Below are 22,971 nucleotides of genomic sequence, written 5' to 3'. Positions count from 1 at the left end.
CACAAAATCAACCACAATCCGGGTCGCGGATAGCCATTGTTGGTTACCATGCATTGTTGCCGGACTGTAAAGATTTAAATGATTTTTGGCAAATTCTTACCGAAAAGAAACAGATAATAAAAAAGACACCGGCGTTTAGAAAAGCATGGATGAAAACACATGATGCCGCTTTTATTGATAAGGTAGAATGTTTTGATGCAGCTTTTTTTAACGTTTCGCCAATAGAGGCAAAGGTGATGGATCCTCAGCAACGCTTGCTATTACAAACCGTATGGCATGCGCTTGAGCATAGCGGGATTGAACCCTCCACATTAAAAGGAAGCAATACTGGCGTGTTTGTAGGCGCTTCGACGTTTGATTATTATAGTCAGTTAATAAAGCATCATTGTGATAATCCTTATATTCCATTGGGGTCAGTCCATTGTTTGTTTGCCAATCGAATTTCCTATTTTTTTGACCTGCACGGGCCAAGTGAGTCCATTGATACGGCTTGCTCGAGCGGATTATATGCACTTCATAAAGCATCGCAATCTATATTAAACGGAGAATGTGAGACGGCCATTGTTTGTGGAGTGAACTTACTGCTTGCCGATACTTTTTTTGAATCATTTACTGATTCAGGTATGTTATCTGAGAAAAAACGGTGCACTCCTTTTGATGAGCAAGCGGATGGTTATGTACGTGGCGAGGGTGTGGTTGTTGTTATTCTGCAAGCAGCATCAACTGCATTAGCTCAGAATAATACTATTCATGCGTTGATGTTGCAGAGTGCTGTAAACCATGGAGGAAAAGCCAACACCTTAACATCTCCCAGTTCTAAAGCGCATCGTCAGCTCTATGAGAAGGCCTACGCAAAAATTGATAAAAGTCAAATATCCTATATTGAAACGCATGGTACAGGTACACCAATTGGCGATCCCATCGAAATTAATGGGATAAAATCCTTCTTTAAAGAGACAGAGCAGGTTATTCATTTTGGATCATTAAAGGCTAATATTGGTCACTTGGAACCTGCGTCCGGATTAGCTTCAGTAATCAAGGTCTTACTGATGATGCAGAATCAATTGATTCCAGGTCAGGCGGGTTTTAACAAGTTAAACCCACAAATTTCTTTAGAAAATTCATGTCTTAAAATAAACACCGAAAACCAGGAATGGCGTCATTATCCAGATGCCCCATTGACTGTGGGTATTAACTCTTTTGGTTTTGGCGGAGTAAACGTGCATGCAATCTTGCAAGCACCCCAGGCTAGCTTAAATACCAGCGGAGCTGCCAAACGACCATTGTATCCATTTGCGAGTACATGCTATTGGTTTGCAGAGCAACAAATCGACGTTTTTTATCACCAACAACGGCAATCTTGCGATACGTCAATCGTTGGTCATCGAATTGAAAGAGAAAAGCTATTAGTCATACATACAGATGCTCTCAAGCCAATGAATGAATTAGAAGCAGCCAATACTGTGTCGGTAGTCAGGTTGGGTGAAGAAATTAATCCATCCTTTATGAATGGTACTTTTGACCGTGTCATTCTCATATTGAATGAAGCTGCTTGCCTGGCAATTGATGAAGTATTTTTGGCGGCAAATAAGTTGGCAATAAGTTTTCAAACCAGGCCTTTGACTGTCCAGGTTTTTATTGCTTGTCAGCATATAGCTAAAATTACGCCAATGGCATCTGCTGTTGTCGGATTATTTGAATCCTTAAGTAAGGAACATCCAGGTTGGAAATGCCAAATTTATTGCCACAACAATGGAGACATTCAATCCTTAATGGTTAATTTTCATAGTTCCTATCAAACCCTATATGTTCAGGATGGGCAATATTATCAAGATGTTTTGGCGAAAAGCACATATCAGTCTAATGGTCCTTTTCTACAGTCAGCCCCCACGATAATGGTAATGGGGGGCTTTGGCGGGATTGGAAGCTGCTTGTGTGATTATCTAGTGCAGCGATATGCCGCGAAATTAATAGTCATTGGTAGAAAGTCATTCGCAGAGAATGATCATCCACTCTTAAAAAAATATCCTGATGCCATCGACTATTTGCCGGTGGATGTGACTAGTCCCAATGAGGTGGCTTTGGCGCTACGTTACATCGAGGAAAAATATACTTGTTTGGATGCTATTTTCAACTGTGTTATGCAACTAGAGGATGCATCGGTTGCTAATATGTCTCTATCCTCTTTTAAACGCGTATTTGCAACAAAACAAGCTTCTATCTTGGCAGTTAAACAATTTTGTGAAAAATTGCAATGCCGAAAGATCGTGTTGTTTTCATCAGTACAGAGTTTCGCTTGTCTTGCTGGACAAGCGAATTATGCTGCCGCCAGTAAGTTTTTCGATGCCTATGCCCACTTGAATTTTCAGGATCCAGAATATGATCTTCGCCTGTTAAACTGGAGTATCTGGCAGGATGTGGGAGCGGTGAGTAACCCCTATTACATGAATCAGGCGAGGGCATTAGGCTATGAACCCATTCCGACTGATATGGGGTTAAAATGGCTGGAGCTTGCCTTGGAAGGCAAGGCCACCCAAGTCATTATTCAACCACGCTGTGAGCCCTCTCAAAGTCAAAGCATTCCTGCCTTATTGACCGGTTATGATAGGGCGAATGCATTAGTGAGTAGTTATATACACACCTTAAAACAGCAGTCCTGTAATAATCTGAAACTCTTTGATTATTTAAAGATGCAGTTGTTCTCTGAGGTACTCGCGAACTCTAAACAGGATTTAAATCTGCAATACCAACAAAATTGCCAAGAGGATCCTGCCTATCAGGCTTTATATGAACTTTGTCATTATTGTTTTCAGCATTACCCTCGATTGCTGGAAGAAAGCATTAGTGCCAATGAGATACTGTTTAGCCCGGAAGGCAGTCTTTTATTGGAAAAGGTTTACAGCAACTTACCGGAATCGACTGCATGTAACGAGGCCATTGGTTCTTATCTGCAAGAAAATTTAATGGATGTTGAGCAACCAATACGAATATTGGAGTTAGGCGCTGGTCTGGGGGCAACTACTAAGGCTATTAGCAAATATTTAGCAGATCTGTCGATTCAGTACTGTTATTCCGATGTGTCAGCATACTTTCTGGCAAAAGGGGAAGCCGTAGCTTCTCAATTGCCGTTCCCATTACAAACTCAGTTTATCAACATCAATGAGTTAAGCGCTTTATCATCGGATAGTTATGATGTGGTGATAGCCTCGAATGTCCTGCATTTGGCAGATAATTTAAACGATAGTCTGCACCATATAAACCGTATTTTAACATCTGGCGGCAGATTGCTGATTAATGAAGGCACAAAGCAGCAACTGGCTTTAAACTTCATCTTTGGGATGTTTGAACTATGGCGTGAGAGAAAAAACCATGCATCGTTTTCCCACTGTCCATTATTAGAGAAAAATAGTTGGCTTCATAACCTCCGTTTGGCGGGATTTGAAAGTGCGAATCCTTTGTATGATCATAATGGCAATCAGGTAGTATTACTGGCGCAAAAAATAAAGCAGGCGGCTACACGTCCATTAACAACCAATGTGCCTATGGCAAGTCACAATGGCCTTATGAATACCTTAAAAGATACATTACGCGCCAGTTTGCAAATGCAGCCCACACAACCGATTGATGAATCAAGGCCTTTGGCAGAACTGGGTTTAGACTCTATTACCGGGGTTAGCTTTATCGCAATACTGAATGCCCAATATAGTCTTTCTTTAAAAGCGTCTACTATCTTCTCTTATCCAACCTTACACGCTTTGCATCAATTGATTTCTGAAAAGATTAAAGAGGATAAGCCATCAGAATTAGAGGTGGATGATGTATTCCTTGGAGAGTCGGTTTATGAATAAGATAAAACGTCAATATCAACTGTCTCCACAAAAGAATATCTTCTGGCGTGAGCATCGGGTGAATGGGCGTATGATACTGCCCTTAGATAACTATTTGATGATGATATTGAAAGCCTTTCCTGCTTCTCCTGCGGCCTATCTTCATCTTGAGCAACTAAATATTCATCGTCCTTTGATTGCGGATAGGGAGGATTATGAGGTCCGTTTACAACTCGATTGTGATGAGCAAGGCCGGTGCTCTATTCACTTAATTCATGCTGATAGCAGCCTGGAATTATTACTGAGTTGTGTATTGCATTTCTCGCAAGAGGAATTGAAAGTATCGCCATTCTCTGCACCCTCTCTTTCAATGCAGCAGGGGAATTTTACTGCTTCGGACAAGCATTATTTAGGTAAAATTTATCATTTATCAGATAGCTATCAGCTAGATAAAGGTAAGTTGACTGCCATCTTATCCTCATCTTCCAATATTACTGCCAAAATAGCAGGGTTACTACATGGTCCCATGCACTGTCAGGATGCTCACATAGGCAGCAATAGCCAACCCGCTTTACCTCAATACATTGAACGTATAGTTTTAAACATGCTGGATCTTGATAGTGCTCATATGCTTTGCGCGGATGCCGCAAGTGCAAGTCTGTGGGATAAACAAGGGAGATGTTTGGCGCATTTAACAGGATTTAATGCCAATCCTAAAAAAGCAAATGCTGATCCTCAAGATATTGCAATCATTGGCATGGCAGGAATCTTTCCTAAAGCTGAAAATGTGGTGCAGTTTTGGCAAAATTTGTGTGAAGGCGTCAGTGCGATAGAGGCTAGAAACCATAGAGGGAACTTGTCTTTTAAAGAAGAGCGGTGGGCCGGTTGGTTAAATGATATATTTCAGTTTGATCCCGCTTATTTCCATCTCTCTGAAACCGAAGCTAATGCGATGGACCCGCAGCAGCGATTATTTTTGACGGTAGTCGATGATTGTTTACTAGATGCTAATTATGATAGAGAGCGATTAAGTCGGGAACAGTGCGGTGTGTATGTCGGCGCCTGCCAAAGCAGCTATCGCCAACACGCAAAAGATAAAATACCCCCACAAAGTTTTTGGGGTAATGCTCCTTCGGTGATTGCTGGCCGGGTAGCTTATCACTATGATTTGCATGGTCCTGCGATTGTATTTGATACCGCTTGTTCATCCTCACTGGTAGCTTTGCATCAGGCTGCACAAAGCATTCGGAGTGGCTCTTGTTCGCTGGCGATTGCTGGCGGTGTTTTTTTGATGCTGGACGAGAGTTTTATCGAAGGTGCCGAAAATGCTTCCATGTTATCTCCAGACCATGCTTGTAATGCTTTTTCTGATCACGCGAATGGTTTTGTTCCTGGAGAAGGAGTCGCTTGTGTTTTGTTAAAATCCTTTTCGCAAGCTCAAGCGGATGGAGACAGGATTTATGCCTGTATTTCGGCCAGTGCCTTGAATCAAGATGGCTTGTCAAATGGGATTACTGCACCCAATGGTGGTGCACAAACGCAATTAATTCAACAACTCTATAGATCAGAGAACATCGATTTATCCCAGGTCGCAGCTATTGAGGCGCATGGCACTGGAACACACTTGGGTGATCCTGTTGAAGTTAATGCCTTAATGGAGTCATTCCGCAATGCAAACTTGCCAGTAGGCGCTATCGCCATCGGCAGTGTGAAATCAAATATTGGTCATGCGATTCATGCGGCAGGTATGGCAGGTTTTATTAAAATGGTGCTGGCTGCGTATACCCATAAAATTCCACCAACCTTGAATTGTAAACCCCTCAATCCTCATATTGACTTTGATAAGATACCATTTAAGCCAGTTGATGAACTGATGTCCTGGCCTGAGAATAAACCTTATGCAGGCATCAGCTCCTTTGGCTTTTCTGGCACCAATGCGCATGTGGTTATTAAAAAAATCCATAATCAACCCCAGCAATTGAAGCAGCAGCCCAACTCGCAACAAAAACAGTATTGCTACTGGAAACAGCCCCATACTGTTTACCTGGAAAATAACGCTCGTTATTTTGCAGGACATCAAGTGAATGGAAAAGCTATTCTTCCGGCAGTAGCCAGTCTAGCGGTAGCCCAGCAAGCAGTATCTTCGCTACCTTGCTATCTAAGCCAGATTAAATGGTCCAGGCCGCTAATAAAAACAACGGATGCTAAACAAACGGTTCACATACGCAAATCAGAGGGAATGATATTCCTGGAATCTGATAATCAGGAGATTTTTTTCCGCGCCAGGATTGAGCAGATATCAGAAGAATTTCCTGAATTAAGTCATTTCCCGCGTCATCCTCTTGAAAAAGAAATATCAACTGCCAAGTTATATCAGCGTTTCCAGGAATGTGGTATTTGCTATGAGAGTTCTTTGCAAAACATTGTGCATTTAAGTTGTAATGACTCATTTGCAGTGGCAGAAATTCATACCACTGAGCATGTTGAAACCTGGGGCATTAATCCCTATGTATCAGATTGCGCTTTACAAACCATAGCCTGTTTTACATTAATGCGCAGTGATGACTTATCAGTACCCAGTCATGCTGACGCCCTTTCTTTTTATCAGCCAATGGCAGCTGGGAAGTTCTTTGCTGTTAGTCATCAACGTGGAGAACTGCTATTTGATATTGCAGTATGGAATGAACACAAGCAACTTTGCCTATTCATTGAAGGTTTGCATGCTACGATTATTGAGTCTTCAATAGCTAATGAAGTGCAGCCACTCCCTAAGCAAGAGCCTGAAAAGGATACCTTGGCACTCATATACTCAGTATTCGCCCATCGTCTGGAAACGGGCATTGAGCGCTTAAGTTCAATTGAGACTTTTGGTGAATTAGGCATTGATTCATTGATGGGATTGGACATTATCATGGATTTGGAAGTCCATTTCGGTAATCTGGCAAAGACACTGTTAATAGACTATACCAATTTTCAAGATTTAGCGGTTTATCTTTCTGGTATTAATCTTCCCAAAGATATCTCTATTGAAACAACCAGAGAATCCCTCACTGTTGATAGGGGAATGCAAGAAGATATAGCTATCATAGGTATGGCAGTCAACTTACCCGAAGCTGGCAATCTCAGGATGCTGGCTGACACTCTAAGTTACGGGAAAGATTGTGTAACGTATGATGGCAGTTGGGTATATCCTTACGCAGCACGACTAAAGGATGCGAATCAGTTTGATGCCTTATTTTTTAATATTGCCCCTAACGACGCACTCATTATGAATCCCCAAGAGCGTCTGATGCTGCAAAATGCCTGGCATTGTTTTGAGAGTGCAGCCATTGCTGTTGATGGCAAGCCAAAAGCGGTATCCGTTTATATCGGCGCAATGAATAATGATTATCAGCTAAATGGTCTTGAGCTAAGTCTGGAACAATCCAGGCCCGTTCTTGCCAACTCAACCAGTGCCAGTATTGCGAATCGTATATCCAGTGTTTTTAATTTGACAGGACCAAGTTTATGTTTAGACACTATGTGTTCTTCATCACTGACTGCTGTTTATTTGGCCTGCCAATCTCTACGTCAAGGACAAGTAGATTTGGCTTTAGTGGGCGGGGTAAACCTTATCACGCATGATTATAAATATTATGAATTGTTGCATCGGAATATGCTGTCGCAACAGGGGCATTGCGCTGCATTTGGCGACAAAGCTGATGGCTATGTTCCTAGTGAAGGGGTTGTCAGTATTTTATTGAAACCATTATCTGCAGCCAAGCGGGACAATAATAATATATTTGCCGTGATTAAAGGATCGGCCATTAACCATAATGGTCGCACCTCGGGTTACACAGTTCCTCATGCTTCTATGCAAGCAAAAGTAATTGAGGATGCTCTTAAGGATGCTTCAATTCAGGCACATCAAATAAGCTATGTGGAATGTCATGGGACAGGCACTCGATTAGGCGACCCCGTTGAGATTAATGGTCTTAGCCAGTTATTCGATACCAACACGTCGGTGTGCATTGGTTCATTGAAATCAAATTATGGCCATCTCGAAGCAGCCGCTGGTTTGGCTGGTATAGTAAAAGTCGTTCTGCAAATGCAAAGGAGACAACTATTTCCTTCGCTACACGCGCAGCCATTGAATCCTGAAATTAAATTGCCAGTTGGCATGCAAGTGAATGATTGTTTGCAACCATGGAAAGAGGCGGAAAGCGGAAATGCGTATGCTGGAGTATCCAGTTTTGGTGCGGGGGGGAGTAATGCCCATGTGATTCTCGCCAACTATCCATCTCAACCCATTGGAGAGGTTCCCCAAGGTCCCTATTTATTTCTTTTTAGTGCCAAAAGTAAAGAGGCGCTTCAGAGGAATATTGAGGTTATCACCCAGTGGTTAGGGAATGAAAATCACTTAAACCTTTATCAGCTTGCTTATACACTTGCATTAGGGCGTACGCATCTAAAAGAAAGATTAGCGGTGTTTGCTTCCAATGCCCAACAACTAATACAGGCATTGGAAAATGAGCAACATAGCGCTTCTTCACATCCTGCAGCAACTCCGGAAATGATTGGCTTAGCCCGGGAATTTCTAGCGGGAAAAAATAGTAATTTTAACGGGATTTTCAGCACAAAAGTTCCGATGCTTTCCGATTTGCCTGGCTATCAATTTGCAGCTAAATCATTCGAATTATCAAAAGGTAGAGCAAAATTAATTCAGGATTTAGCTTATAGCAGTTTTGATTTTGTGCCAGAACCGTTAACACCTGGTACTTCTAAACAACCTTCTCTTTTGCTGTTAACAGATGACAATACACAACAAAGCAGTTTGTCATGGGGTATATCGCCTGAATCTATCTATCTCTGGAAAGGTAATGATAGGTGGCAAAATCATAAAGGCGAGTTTGTAAACACCGCTGATTTAGAGGTAAAAGAGGTTGAATGTGTTGTCGATTGTTTAACCGATTTATGCTCTTTGCAAGATCACTTAAGCTTGCTGCAATATTTGATTGTGACGAGGAAAGTTAAAAAACTGGTGCAGTTAACTGTTTTTGAAAAGGGCATTGATGCCCAAATGATAGCTTACTATTTACAATGTCAAAGTAATTTGCGGCATGGATTTAAAGCGGTTAGTGTCTCAATGGATATCCGAGGAGATCAGGCACGCACGCACTTAAATAATGAAATCTCGGCATTAACAGATTACCAGCGCATACATTATCAAAATGGGGAACGCAGGGTATGGAAGCTTCAGAGCCTGGATCTTTTGAGTTCCCAATCTCTACCGATATCTTCTGAAAAACTGCATATTGTTACTGGTGGAACCAGTGGTCTAGGCGCCGTATGCGCAGAATGGTTAGTCACGCAGGGAGCTAAATATCTGGTACTTTGCGGCCGTACCAACTTACCACAAGAACATTTATGGCCTCATTATTTGACGAATCATAATACTGATAAAACGGCTGATATCATCCAATTAATTACCAGACTAAGATCAAAAGGTTGTACCGTCTATTATTACCTAAACCCACTGGACGATTCTGATCAGTTTGAACAATGGCTGGATGTAGTGCTGCAAAATGGATATTCCATAGGCTACGTTTTACATTGTGCGGGAATAACGCCAAAGGATTTGTCGGATAATGACTGTCTGAATATTCCATATCTTTGGGATATGCTCATGACCAAGTTGCATGCGGGTAAACGCTTGCTCTCTACCCTGAGTAGACTCGGTTATGATAAGTATGTGCTTTTTTCTTCAGTATCAAGTGTTTATCCAACTTTGGCCAGTGGAGTATTAGAATACAGCTTGGCAAATATGGCATTAAATGCACTGGCTGAACAAAACCAGGATGGAAAAATCATCTCGGTTATTTGGCCAGCATGGGAAAATAGTGCAGCAAACATTAACCAGAACAAACACTATCAGCGTTCAGGTCTTGGAATATTTAATAATGAACAGTGGTTTTCAGTTCTGACAACCGTATTGGCTAATTCAAATGTGCCTGCTTTGGTATTACCAAGTAAGGAGAAATTGGTTTATCAATCATCTCAAGAACCATTGTTAGTGAATCATTCGGCGCTCATGCCGGCACTTAAACAGATTTTTATTGAAGTAGTTGGTTTGACTGAAGAAGAGCTTGATCCATCGCTTCCTTTCGAAAGTTACGGGATTGATTCAGTGCTTGTAGTGAGCATTCTAAAAAGAATAGAAGCTATGTTACAAAAAGATTTAGCGCCTGAAATCTTATTGAAACATAACTCCCTGGAAAAATTGGATGCTGCATTGTCGGATATTCCCTTATCTGTTCCGATATCAGAACAAACTCCAAGTCAGCCAACTGAAAAGGAGGCTGAACAAATAGCAATTGTTGGTATGGCTTGCCAATTCCCTGGTAGTCCTGATTTACAAGCTTACTGGAAACTCTTGGCAAACGGGGAGCGAGCTATAGATCGTATACCTGAATCACGTTTGGATAATTCGGATTTTGCCCATTTCCGTGGCGGATTTATTGATGATCTTTTTAGTTCTGATCACCGTTTCCATTTCAATGAGGTTCAATGGGTTAAGTTACATCCTTTGGTCAAATTAGCTTTGAGCTTAACTGAAAAAGCACTTAAAGATGCTGGATTAAATCAAACGGATATCAAGGGAAAACATATTGGCGTTTATGTGGGTAGCCGTGTTCCTGATAATAATGCCAATGCATCCCTGGATGCTTTTAGCCTGATAGGCAGAGGTCAAAACTTTGTGGCGGCGCACATTAACCATTTTTATGACTTGAAGGGTCCCTCCGAATTAGTAGATACCGCCTGTTCCTCATCTCTGGTTGCTATTCAACATGCTGTTTCAGCCCTGCAAGACGGTGATATTGATATGGCTTTTGTGCTTGGCTGTGATTTCATTGAAAATACCAAACCATTTGCTTATATGAATGAGGCAGGTGCTTTGTCGCCCGATTTTCAATGTAAGCCATTTGATGCTCGTGCAAATGGTATTGTTCTAGGTGAAGGGGGAGGCGTTCTCTTACTGAAACCGCTGGCGCAGGCCTTGTCGGATAAAAATAAAATATACTCGACTATTGAAGCCGTCGCTATCAATAATGATGGATTTACCATGGGATACACTACCCCCAATCCAGTCATGCAGAGTCAAGTGATTAGCAAGGCTTTGCAGAAAGCAAGTTTGCAGGCCAGTGATTTAACTTATGTTGAAATGCATGCGACCGGAACGGAATTGGGCGATCCTATTGAACTACAGTCATTAAATGATGTTTTTGATAATCAGTATGGGCAACAGATCTGCTATGTTGGTAGTGTCAAAGCCAACATTGGTCACTGTTTAAGTGCTGCAGGCATGGCCGGAATAATCAAAACGGTTTTATGTAGTTATCACCAATATCTGGTAGCGCAACCAGGCGACCTTCAGCTTGCCAGACGGTATCGTTTCCAGGATTCTCCACTGTCGCCGCTAAGCCATAACCGGGCCTTGGAAAGAGGGGTTCATCATTTCGGTATCAGTGCCTTTGGATTTGGTGGAACAAATGCTCACGTCATTATAACTGATGCTTACAATACCAGTATTGAGAAAATAACTTCTGAAGTTGATAAAGATGACGAAGCAATGCGGGTCTTTTTTGCGGTAGAGGCTTTATGAAACGATTTAAACATAGGATAACTAGCGATAATCCCCTGGTACGCGACCATCGTATCGATGGTTGTTATGTGCTTCCTGGTGTGACTTATTTGGATATGTGTGCCCGCTGTTTAGGGCAAGAAACCTTTTCACTTAGCCAAATTCGTTATCCAAATGCGTTAACAGTACCGGTTGATGGTCATGTCGAGGTTTATCTTGATTACGACGAGCCGCAGTCTGCGATTAGTATCTACCATTGGCAGGATCAGGACAAAATTATCCATTTTAGCGCTTATTATCATCCCACGCCATTAAGGGCTGCCCCCGATTATATTGACCAGGATTCAGGCAATCAATCGGTATCAATGCAAACGATTTATCAATCAGCATCTAAGGCTGGCATCCAACATGGCCCATTTATGCAGGTGAGCGGCAATACTTCGGTGGATAGTTCAAGGATAATGATGCAGATATGCCTTGGTCAACAAGGCTCCTCTTATCTAAATCGTTTCTATTTGCATCCTGCACTCCTGGATGGCGCAACATTTGGCATTGCTGCATTGCATTTTAGCCAGGTATCTCAATTGGAAAAAGATCATCTCTATTTGCCCCTTGCCATAGAACGGGTTGAGGTCTTTCGGCGTATCGATAAAGCGGAACTTTGGGTGATTGCTGAAAAAAAACCGGCTCCAGCAGGGTTGATAAGCTGTGATTTACTGTTGTGTGATGCCAATGGAAAGCCTTATGTGCGTGTTATCGGGTTGTCTAATAAATGTTTTCATATTCGGCAGTTATTTGAACGCCATGTCTACCAATCAGAAATAACGGTGTCCAATAACAATCAGTCTCTTGAACAAAAAGTATTATCGGTGCTGTCTGAATTCATTGAGCAGTCTGTTCTGACGTTATCCCGAAAAGTGTCTTTCTTTGATTTAGGCTTTGACTCTGGTCAGTTGATGGCCTGTTCCGCAAAATTAGAGAAAATACTGGCGATTTCAGTATATCCAACACTATTGTTTGAATACAACACCGTTGACAAGTTGGTAGATTATCTGGCGCATTCGGTTCAGGATGATTCAACGTCTTCGTCCAGGTTACTACAAGAACAAACGTATGCCTTATATCACCCAAGCCTGGCACTTTTTTCCAGTGATGAATCAATAAACCCACCTATCCAGCTGTTACAACGGAATAAAGAGCAAAATATAAATAGAACTGGCCCGATTCTGGATACCAGTTATTTTAATAACACAGCTTCAATTGAGGAGGTCATTGCTGATATATCGCAATGGCTAAACCCGATAAAAAATGAATCCTTTTGTGTAATCATCCAGATTTCTAGCGCACAGCAAGCATTATTTGCCGCATTAAAAGGTTTAGTTTTAAGTTTTAACAAAGAGTCCAGGACGCTCAAACTTAAATTGTTGATGTGTGATGAGGTTGATCAAACTATTGCAGCGCGCCATGTCTCAAGTAAAGAAAGTATCTTTCAATATTATAATGGACAATGTTACATCCCGACTCAGCAGGCTATAGAATCATCAGTTAATAGTCCTGGCTTACAAACAGGAGGGAGTTATCTAATCGTAGGCGGCGGAGATGGTTTGAGTAAACATCTGCGAACTTATTTACAAAATACCTATCAGGCAAAAATCCGGGTAATAGGTCATCGCCCGTCTTGTCAATCATGCCAGGTCCAAAACATTCCTTATCAACAAGTGGATGTGTGTGATGAACAAGCATTACAACAGTATCTGCAAGGAAAATCATTTGATGGTATCTTTTTTCTAGCGGCTTATAAAAATGATGGTTTATTAATCAAGGCAAAAAATGAAGATATCCAAAAGGTATTTTCGGTTAAACCACAGGCCTTTGAACGTTTGCTCAATGGTATCTCCGCTGAGCAAGTCCAATTTGTTTGCGCCTTTTCTTCTTTATCCGCGGAAATTGGTCAGCCTGGACAAACTCTCTACGCTGCAGCAAATAGCTTATTAAATCATATTGCCCAGCAGGCTGAACGCCGACGATTATATACCGCTAAAGGTCCACGTGTTATTAGCGTCAGCTGGCCTTACTGGCAAGATGGAGGAATGCAGTTAGATCCGGATTTGGTGGCTTACTTTAGTCAACAATACAGCACCTCGCCATTGGAAACCAGGCAAGGTATGGACTTATTAGCGCAAATCATCCAACAGAATCATGCTTGTGTAACTGTTGCTAATGAGAAATTGTTAGGCGTAAATACTAATACACTTGATATCAATTCAGAGGTACATCAAAAATCCTTTCGTCCGCCTGAGGGGCCTGAGATAAGTGACGATGATATCGCTATTATTGGCTTGTCTTTTCAACTTCCAGACGCCAATACACTTCTCCAATTACATCACAATCTGGCAGCAGGGAAATCGTCAATCAGGAAAGTAGAACGGCCATGGTCTGAACAACCCTATTCCTGGGGAGGGTATTTGGAGGGCATAGACCAATTTGACCCACTATTTTTTAACATCTCTCCTAATGAAGCAAAGCTGATGGATCCACAGGAACGACTTTTTTTAAGTCATGCCTGGCATTGTCTGGAAGATGCGGGATATGCCAATAAACGAGGCCAGAATATCGGGGTCATTGCTAGCGCGATGTTTAACAGTTATCAGAATATTGCTATTAACAAAAAATTACAATCACCGAAACCACAATCAATTTTGGCCGCTATTGCAAACCGGGTATCCTATGTGTGTAATTTCTCCGGACCAAGTTTTACCATCGACTCGATGTGTTCCTCCGCTTTAAATGCGCTGGATTTGGCTTGCCAAACCCTCAAAACCAAACCTGTCGATGCCATGCTTGTTGGTGCAGTGAATATTTGTTCTCATCCCTTTAAGTTGTCTGCTTTAGTAGAAAATAAATTTTTATCTCCAACCGGCGAAAGCAAGCCTTTTTCTATGCATGCCAATGGGTATGTACCTGGAGAAGGGGTTGTTGTTTTAATGGTGAAGAAAGCGAAGCAAGCATTGTTAGATGGGGATTCCATTTATGCAGTGATCAAATCCATTGCAAGTACTCATGGCGGGCATGGCCAGGGTTTTACGGTACCTAATGCTACCGCCCAGGCCAATACTATTCGCCAGGCGCTCACTCTTGCCAATCTGACTGAAGAGGATATTGATTATGTAGAGGCACATGGTACCAGCACGGCTTTAGGGGATCCCATTGAAATGGAGGGTTTGCATCAAGTCTTTTTCGGGCGTCAGCGGAGTCTGCCTGTTGGCAGCGTTAAAAGTAATATGGGGCATTTAGAACCTGTTGCTGGCTTTGCCAGTTTGATGAAAGTGATCGCCCAATTTCATTATAGTGTTATTTATCCCTCTATTCATGCAGAGCCATTGAATCCAAAGCTCACGCCGTCTCTTGGTGTTTTGAGTGTGGCCTCGCAGTATCAGGAAAATGTTACTTTTAACAATGCCGGGATCAGTTGTTTTGGGGCAGGCGGCAGTAATACTCATTGCATTGTAGGAAATGTCCAAAATAATTTAATTCAGCGCGAGAAAACAAGTTATGATTTGCAATCTTATTGGCTGGAAGAGGAACATCAATTTTCGTCCGTGCAATGGCTCCATAAAACACTAAAGCCTATACCGGCGTTACACGAGCCTAAGCAGGCATTTACTGTTCTTCAGCCTATAAGCTCTGTACTGCCGCAATATTTCAGTGAAGCATCCGAAAATCCATCAGCCTGTTTATTGTCGGTTACGGCCATTGAATGCCGGGATAATCGTATTTTATCACTCTTAACTGAATTACTCTCTTGCCATCCTTCTTTGCGAATTATCTTGTTGGCCCAGGAACATCATGCCTGGATGATGGCGCATGCTTTAATTGTTTCCAATGTCAGGCTAACGCAATCGCAGATAAAATGTATTTATCTACCACAGGCCTTATCCTTGCCTTCACACCAAATGAAGACATTGATGGAGTTGGAATTTGAAAATTTTGACTATCGACTGGTGTATTATGATTCATACATGCAACGTATGACTCCAGGGTTTGATTCTTTACCTCTAAGCAGTTCTCCGAGTCATTTAGCGCAGCAAAAAATTGCTGTTTTGGGTGGATTGGGTGAGTTAGGAATGCAATTTTGCTTGACCCTAAATGCATTAGGTATTTCTCAATATGATGTCTATGGCCGCAGCCCTGCATCGCAAAAGCAATCACAACTTGCCAGTCTTTACCCGCATGTACGCTACATCGAGCATGATTTTTTATCATCGACTTATCAAACTGGAGGCTATGACGTCATTATTAATTGTCTTGGCCTAATGCCAGGGCAAGCGGATAACTCTGCAGCTCGAATAACATTAAAAGAGAATTACAAGCGATTTGTGGAGTTGGCGCAACCAAAAAAAATCATCACCATTTCTTCTTTATCTGCATGGGCTGGTTTTGGCGATGAGCCTGCTTATGCTGTCGATAACGCATCGGTTTTGGAGTTTTCTAACTCCAATTGTGAACATGTTATACTCTATTGCCCATTAATACTTACTGCCGCTTTGGAAGCAAAAACAAGTCGAGAGTGGTTCAGCTGGAGCCAGCAAAACCAAGGCTTGGCTTTGTTTTCGCTGGGCTCATTTAAACGAGCATGTTCAGAGATATTATCATTAAGCGGAGGTGAATATTTACCATTTATTGGCAATGAACAAACTCTGAAAAGTTACCTGCAAGCTCGCTTACAGTTGCCAAAAGAAATAAATTTTCAATCGGATAAACAAACGCAGACTGATCCATTATTGGCAATGATTGAGGATATTTTAGGGATTCCATCGGATAAAATTGATGCAACAAAATCCTTTCAGGAGCTGGGTTTTAATTCTTTGACCCTTGCCGGTTTTGCTGAAAAAATAACCACATATTTCAATCAGAACTTTAATCCCAGCCGATTTTTTGAAATTCAAAATCTAAATGATTTAAGAGGGTTACTGAATGTCTCACCCGTTTCAGACATAACATCCTCTAAAGATCTTTCTAAAAGCGATGAGGATCCCATTGTTGTATGTGGACATGCCTGTCAATTTGCTGGTAGCGAAAATGCCGATATATTCTGGCAGAATCTGGCGGCAGGGAAGGAATGCACTCAATCTATATTACAACAGCGCTTTGGCCCTGGCGTTCCCGAAACCAGAATAGGACTCCTGGAAGGTATAGATCACTTTGATCATCTATTTTTTGGAATTACATCCCAGGAAGCCAAATGGCTAGATCCGCAACAGCGATTGCTCTTACAGTTAAGCTGGCATTTGTTTGAGAATGCAGGTATAGCGCCTTCTTCATTGAAAGGCGGAGCGGTAGGGGTGTTTGTTGCCATTCAGTTTGATGATTATGCCCGTCTCTCTGATAGAGAACAAAGTTTGGATATTTATCAAATCACCGGCTGTGCAAAAACGTTTGCTGCCAATCGATTGTCTTACTATTACGATTTTCATGGCCCCAGTGAAACCATCGATACGGCTTGTTCCAGTAGTATGTCGGCAATCGCCAGAGCAGTTCAGGCTTTAAGAAATGATGAATGTGACTATGCCCTGGTTATGGGAGTAAGCCTATTATGCGATTTCAAAACGGTTGAATTAACAGAGCAACTTCATATTATTTCGCCCAAAGGACAGTGTCGGCCTTTTGATAAAGAGGCTGATGGTTATGTCAAAGGGGAGGGAGTTGCCGGCATTTTATTAACAAAAAGGTCTATTGCCGAGAAAAGAACATTACGCATTGAAGCAATCGTTTCAGGAATTGCGGTCAATCATGGCGGCCGTGCTCAGTCAATCACTGCGCCCAATGGTAAAGCAGAGCAAGAGGTGATGCGTCGAGCCTATGCCAAATCCTCAATTTCTCCTTCTGAGATTGATTATCTGGAAGCGCATGCAACAGCTACAAAATTAGGGGATCCCGTCGAATATCAGGCGATTACTGTAGTGTTTGGGCAGGGAAAAAGCATTGGTTTGGGATCAGTTAAAGCCAATATTGGTCATACAGAACCGGTTTCAGGCCTTGCCGGCATTATTAAAGCTCTACAAATGTTTGCTCATCAATGTATCCCTCAACAAATTAATTTTACTGAGATTAATCCTTATATTGAATTACAAGCGCCTTTTTATATTGAATCCAACACGATATCCAAAGAATTGCGGCACATTGGGGTGAATTGTTTTGGTTTTGGCGGCAGTAATGGCCATTGTGTTTTAAGCCATGTTCAGCAACAACACCCAACTTACTTTTTGCCATATCACTTATTTGTATTGTCTGCACACAATCAACAGACATTGGACGAGCTATATCAACGCTGGTTAGCCTTTGTCATAAAACACCCGGATATTGATCGAACAGCGCTTTGTAAAACGCTGTCTCTAGGACGTGATCATTTACCCTATCGAGCCTGCTGGATTCTGGATCCTGATAAGGATCTCTTACAGCAACTGCAAACTAAGAGCTGTTTGTCGACAATGGATTCCGATAATGTGAGTTATCAGCCTTTTCTTAATGTAGAAATCAGCGAGCTTGGAAATTATTTAGCGAAGATTGCTGCTTCTTATATGAATGGCAAGGATATTCCATGGTCTACATTATATCAGGGTATTGAATGTTTCCCTTTAATATTATCTGAGTATCCATTTGCGAAATACCGCCACTGGATTAGCAATGAGCTGACTTCCTATCCTAAGCCGGAACTCAATCAACCTCTGGAATGTTATAAGGAAGAATGGCAGCCTTGTGCCTTAAACACATTTAAATTCACTTATCCTGAAACGATATTGATCATAGGATATGAGAAGCATCATGCATTAATGACGGCGTTAGTAGATGAATTTCCACGAGATAAGGTCAGCATCATTCTGATAGATGAAGACTATCCAATACGTTTAGTCGATGCATTGCAGGCAAAACCACAGAGAATCTATTATTTTGGCGGTTTAAGTCGAATGAGCGATAATTTATTAGAGTCTCAAGACAATCAATTACAAAAACCATTGCTGCATTTGCTGCAATCCATTCAAACCAGTTTAAAGGATATGGCGATTGATTTACATGTCATTGCCAGCAGGGTTATGCAAATAAGATCTAAAACTATTGATAATGCGCCGGCGGCAGCCATGTATGGTTTGGTACAGTCATTCAGTAAAGAAATAAATAACTGTCGATGTCATTGTATAGCGATTGCTGATCTTGATTTGCTGGCAGATGCAATGAAGATAAATAGTCAGGATGCAAACCTCTATTATTTTGATGGTTATCAATTATATATACGCCGGCTGGTAGCGGTTGATCGCTCGCCTCAGAAAGTAAACCTTGAAAATAAAATTGTTGTTTTACTAGGGGGAAGCGGGCAGGTTGGGCAGCATTTACTACCCCACTTGTTAGCCCAAAATCCTGCCCAGTGTATATGTATCAGCAGAACCTCTACTGATTTAGGAGAGGGAGTAATACATTATGCTGCGGACTGCACCGATAGGCTTGCTTTTCTGGAAACGATTGAGAAAATTATCGAGAGTTATGATCGAATCGATTACCTTATTCATTTGGGATCAACGTATCTTGAAACTGACATTGTCGCTTTAAAGTATGAGGACTACCTGGAGCAAATACGGGCTAAAGTCTGGGGGACACAATACTGTTTAGAGGCTGCCAGACTACCACAAGTACAATCGATTTTGATCTGTTCATCGGCACAAGTTTATAGTCAAAATGAAAAACGTGGAGCTTATAGCGCCTCTTGTTATTATAGTGATGCCTTGGTGCAGCAATTTGATTCCGACAAAGTTAATCTGCTCCATTGGGGATTTTGGCAGCAAAAAGATGAAGCGATGAATCAAACGATGCGCTCAGTCGGCATTCACCCCATTAACGGCCAACAAGGGTGTGAGGCATTGCTATCAGTAATGACAGGCGTTAGAGCAAATGTAAGTTGTTTTTTAGTTGAGGCAGGTATGAAAGCATTTATGCCTATTGCTGAAGAGTCGCAGCAGCCTTTACTTCAAGTGATTTATTTTCATCAACTATTACAACAACTTGAAATCTATGCGGCAGATTTAATCTGGTCAACTTTGGTAAGCAGCCAAATTATTTTTACTCAAGATAGTCAGCCATGTCTTAATCATCAACATGTGGTACAAGCATATCACCTGTATTTACAGAATTTAGTCGAGCATCTGTTTAAAGTAGCAAACAGTCATAATCATAATTTAGCCGTATTAAATGATAATCAGCTTTTAACCAGGCGCTGGCGACAGTTTAAAGATACTCCTGATTTGCAACCTTTTCTAAATCTGCTTGAACGTTGTGTATCGTTATTACCAAAAGTTCTTTCTGGACAACTGAGTCCTCAACAAGTTCTATTTCCAAATGGATGCGAGGATTTAGTTAGAGGGGTCTATCAATTTAATCCTCTGGCTCAGTATTATAATCGAGTGGTTGCGAAGGCTGTGCATGAGATCTGTGAAAAAAATCACACATTGCCAATTTTAGAAGTTGGAGCCGGAACCGGAGCGACAACAGCAGAAATTTTAGTGGAAGGTTATCTGGATTTGGATTATACGTTTACCGATATTAACCCTGATTTTCTCGAACAGGCAAAACAACGATTTTCTGAGGCAACCAATCTGCATTTGCAACAATTTGATATCAATACAAATCAGGCTTCAAATGCTTATGAAATTATTATCGCCAGCAATGTTCTTCACACTTGCGAGGATTTGCCGCAGACACTTATTCGACTTAATCAGAGCTTGTCTCTTGGCGGTCATTTGATCATTAATGAAGCCGTTGCATCAAGTTTATTTTTAGATGCAACTTTTGGATTATTTCCACAGTGGCACAGACAAAAGCAAGATGATAGAATTAATGGCAGTCCGCTGCTAGGTAAAGAACAATGGGTTGCCTGTCTGGAAAAGGCAGGATTTAGCGTTTCGTTTTGCAATACGCCTGAATGGGTTGAACAAGTGGTAATCATTGCATGCGTAACCCAGAAAAAAGCTCACTTGAAAGAAGTGCAAACTCGAAGAGTAAAATTAACTGAAAGTCCCAAATTACCAGTAAGGGAATCAAAGCAATTTTCAACTTCTTTGACTGACATCCTTGCTGAAGCTTTAAACATTTCACCAGAGTCTTTACAAAAGAATCGTTCGCTGCAAAGTTATGGTCTGGATTCAATATCTGCTATTCATTTAACCCAAACCATAAAACAACTCTATGGCCTTGATATACAGCCTACGCGTTTATTACAGGATGAAACCATAGCGTTATTTCTTAAGGAATTTGATTTGGAGTGTGAATTATGATGGGTAACCAAGAGTACAAGGAAATTCGTCAACAGCTGAATTTTACAAGAGGGTTGGGTAGTGCCTTTGGATTTTTAATAGTCGATGGCATACTGTTGTGTCTTGCATTGCATTGGATTCAAAGTGCTTCAGCGACCATGTATGTATTGTCGCAACTCGCACTAGCTATAGTAATGCTGCATGCATTTTTATGGGTACATGAATGTGGGCATAATACTTTATCTAAAAGTAAAGCGATTAACGCACTGGTTGGTCATTTTTACAGTATTTTTTGTTTTATGCCTTTTTATACCTGGAAATTTATACATGAAGAACACCATAAATGGACTGGTCATATTGATAAAGATCCGGTTTTTGCCTTGCTTAAGGACGCCAAGAAAAAGAAAAAACTTCCCTGGATATTCCACTTTGGTTGGCGGACCCTTATCCCATTGAATGTGTTTTTTCTCTATGTTGTTTATTGGCGATACCCTCTGACTTTAAAGCGGGAAAATAAACTAAACCGATTTATCCTGAAACATTGCTTGTTTTCCATGGGTGTATTAGTTGTCTCTTATGCACTACTTTATTGGTTAATACCAGCCAATGTTCATTTCTATTCCTTCTTGCCAGCGCTAGTTCTTTATGCACTGATGTGGGAGACCTTATCCACACCACAGCACCTTGGTCTGGAACCAACTACCCATAAACCACAACTGAAGGATCATATAAATACCACTCGCAGCACCTGGTTTCCCATCTTATTACAGCGTTATCTTTTTTTGAATTTCGGCTACCATATTGAACACCATCTGTTTCCAGCGCTGCCGTGGCACGAACTTGAAAAAGCACATGGCTTGCTGAAAAACAAGCTAGGCAATCATTATAACATGGTGACTGGTGGAAAATGGAATGTTCAAATGCGCAGCCAAAATATGGAAATCGCCATTGGAGTTCATAACAGTGATAGCTGATGTGACTCAAGTGAATCACTACTCTTACCCTGAGTTTGTGAATGACCTTCACTTTAAGCAAAAAATCGTTCTATGCGACAGTCATTCTGTTAAAAGTAGAACGGATTGCTTATCTTATTTTAATTGGCAGAATCTTACTTTTGATTTTTTAGCTGAACAAGACGGTACTTTGTTGCTTTATAAAAATAGCGAGATCATCAAACAACTGAAAGAACCCAAGTCTTTTGTAGTGAGTTCATTATTTAAAAAGAGTGAGCTGTTATCACATTTTTTTGAAGGTGAGATGCAATTTAACCAGTGGTGTTTTGATAATTTTCTTACTCATAAGATATCGAAAAAGCATATTCAACTATATGCATATTATGATGCCTTTAGCCGCCATCCTGTTACAGGCGAGTTAAGTTTGCCGCCTTTTCTATACGCCAAACAGCATCCAGAACTTGAATTATCTGCGTCAATGGCCGAAATCGCTAAGGTAGAGCCTAAAACTATTAATATCAAACAAGGGCAAAGTATTCATTTTGATAAATATCTTTATCAGATCCAATATTTGCCAGGACTACAATGGCTAGGAGAGAGCTTTGCAGGTTGAGCTGATAAAAACAAAACGCTTTAGTTTTATCAACTATTGTCCGCTGATATTTGATCAACAAAGTAATACTGCAATACTAATCGATCCAGCATGGGAACAAGCGTCCTTTAAACAAAAACTCGAAGAGTTGGGAGTTCAATTGCGTGCTGTATTGTTGACCCATCACCATCTTGATCATAGTCATTTAGCCTATGCTTTGGCAAAAGAATATGATGTTCCGGTTTATATGAGTCAACGAGAAATTGATTACTATGATTTTGACTGCTATCGGTTACAAGGCATTTTACCCCAGCAACAAACCATTACTCTAGGTACCAATATAACGGTTCTAGTGCATCATACTCCTGGCCATACTATGGGTGGTGTTTGTTATCAAATTGAAGATAACCTGTTTACCGGGGACACTTTATTTAATGAAGGTTGCGGTTTTTGTCACACTCGCGGTGGATGCCCTGGCATGATGTATGAGTCATTGTCCCATTTAAAGCGCGTCATTGACGACTCCATTAAAGTATATCCAGGTCATCAATATCATAGTGAACTTGGACTGACATTTGCTCAAGTGAAGCAGCGTAATATTTATTTGAATATAGATAACAAGCAAGATTTTATTGCATTTCGCATGCAGAAAAAATCTGGTGTTTTGAAATTTAGGTGA

6 protein-coding genes (1 of these 6 only partly in view) are annotated in these 22,971 nt (G+C 41.2%); all 6 read left to right on the top strand.

Annotated elements, in window-relative coordinates; translation table 11 throughout:
• Tightly spaced (each overlapping or abutting the next), the 6 genes in view from ACFORL_RS09665 to ACFORL_RS09640 form a layout consistent with a single transcriptional unit that may run on beyond the window.
• Window positions 1-3,848, top strand: the 3' end of a protein-coding gene (locus ACFORL_RS09665) for an SDR family NAD(P)-dependent oxidoreductase (protein WP_382343459.1). The gene continues 8,260 nt to the left of window position 1, outside the view; 3,848 of the gene's 12,108 nt are visible here — the last part of the coding sequence; the start codon falls outside the window, past its left edge; the stop codon is at window positions 3,846-3,848.
• A complete protein-coding gene (locus tag ACFORL_RS09660; protein WP_382343457.1) occupies window positions 3,841-11,469 on the top strand; it encodes a beta-ketoacyl synthase N-terminal-like domain-containing protein in 7,629 nt (2,542 codons plus the stop codon). Before ACFORL_RS09665 ends, ACFORL_RS09660 begins: the two co-directional genes overlap by 8 nt.
• A complete protein-coding gene (locus tag ACFORL_RS09655; RefSeq protein ID WP_382343455.1) occupies window positions 11,466-20,768 on the top strand; it encodes a beta-ketoacyl synthase N-terminal-like domain-containing protein in 9,303 nt (3,100 codons plus the stop codon). Before ACFORL_RS09660 ends, ACFORL_RS09655 begins: the two co-directional genes overlap by 4 nt.
• The gene (locus tag ACFORL_RS09650) at window positions 20,765-21,721 is read left to right on the top strand and encodes a fatty acid desaturase family protein (RefSeq protein ID WP_382343453.1); all 957 of its coding nucleotides are present in this window, start codon (window positions 20,765-20,767) and stop codon (window positions 21,719-21,721) included. Before ACFORL_RS09655 ends, ACFORL_RS09650 begins: the two co-directional genes overlap by 4 nt.
• On the top strand, window positions 21,711-22,313 hold the full coding sequence (locus tag ACFORL_RS09645) for a hypothetical protein (protein ID WP_382343451.1): 603 nt from the start codon (window positions 21,711-21,713) through the stop codon (window positions 22,311-22,313). Before ACFORL_RS09650 ends, ACFORL_RS09645 begins: the two co-directional genes overlap by 11 nt.
• Window positions 22,303-22,971, top strand: coding sequence for an MBL fold metallo-hydrolase (locus ACFORL_RS09640; protein WP_382343449.1), 669 nt, complete (start codon window positions 22,303-22,305; stop codon window positions 22,969-22,971). Before ACFORL_RS09645 ends, ACFORL_RS09640 begins: the two co-directional genes overlap by 11 nt.

This window comes from Legionella dresdenensis, assembly GCF_042649825.1.
Classification (GTDB): Bacteria; Pseudomonadota; Gammaproteobacteria; order Legionellales; family Legionellaceae; genus Legionella_C; species Legionella_C dresdenensis.
This window is presented reverse-complemented; position numbering and strand designations above follow the sequence as displayed.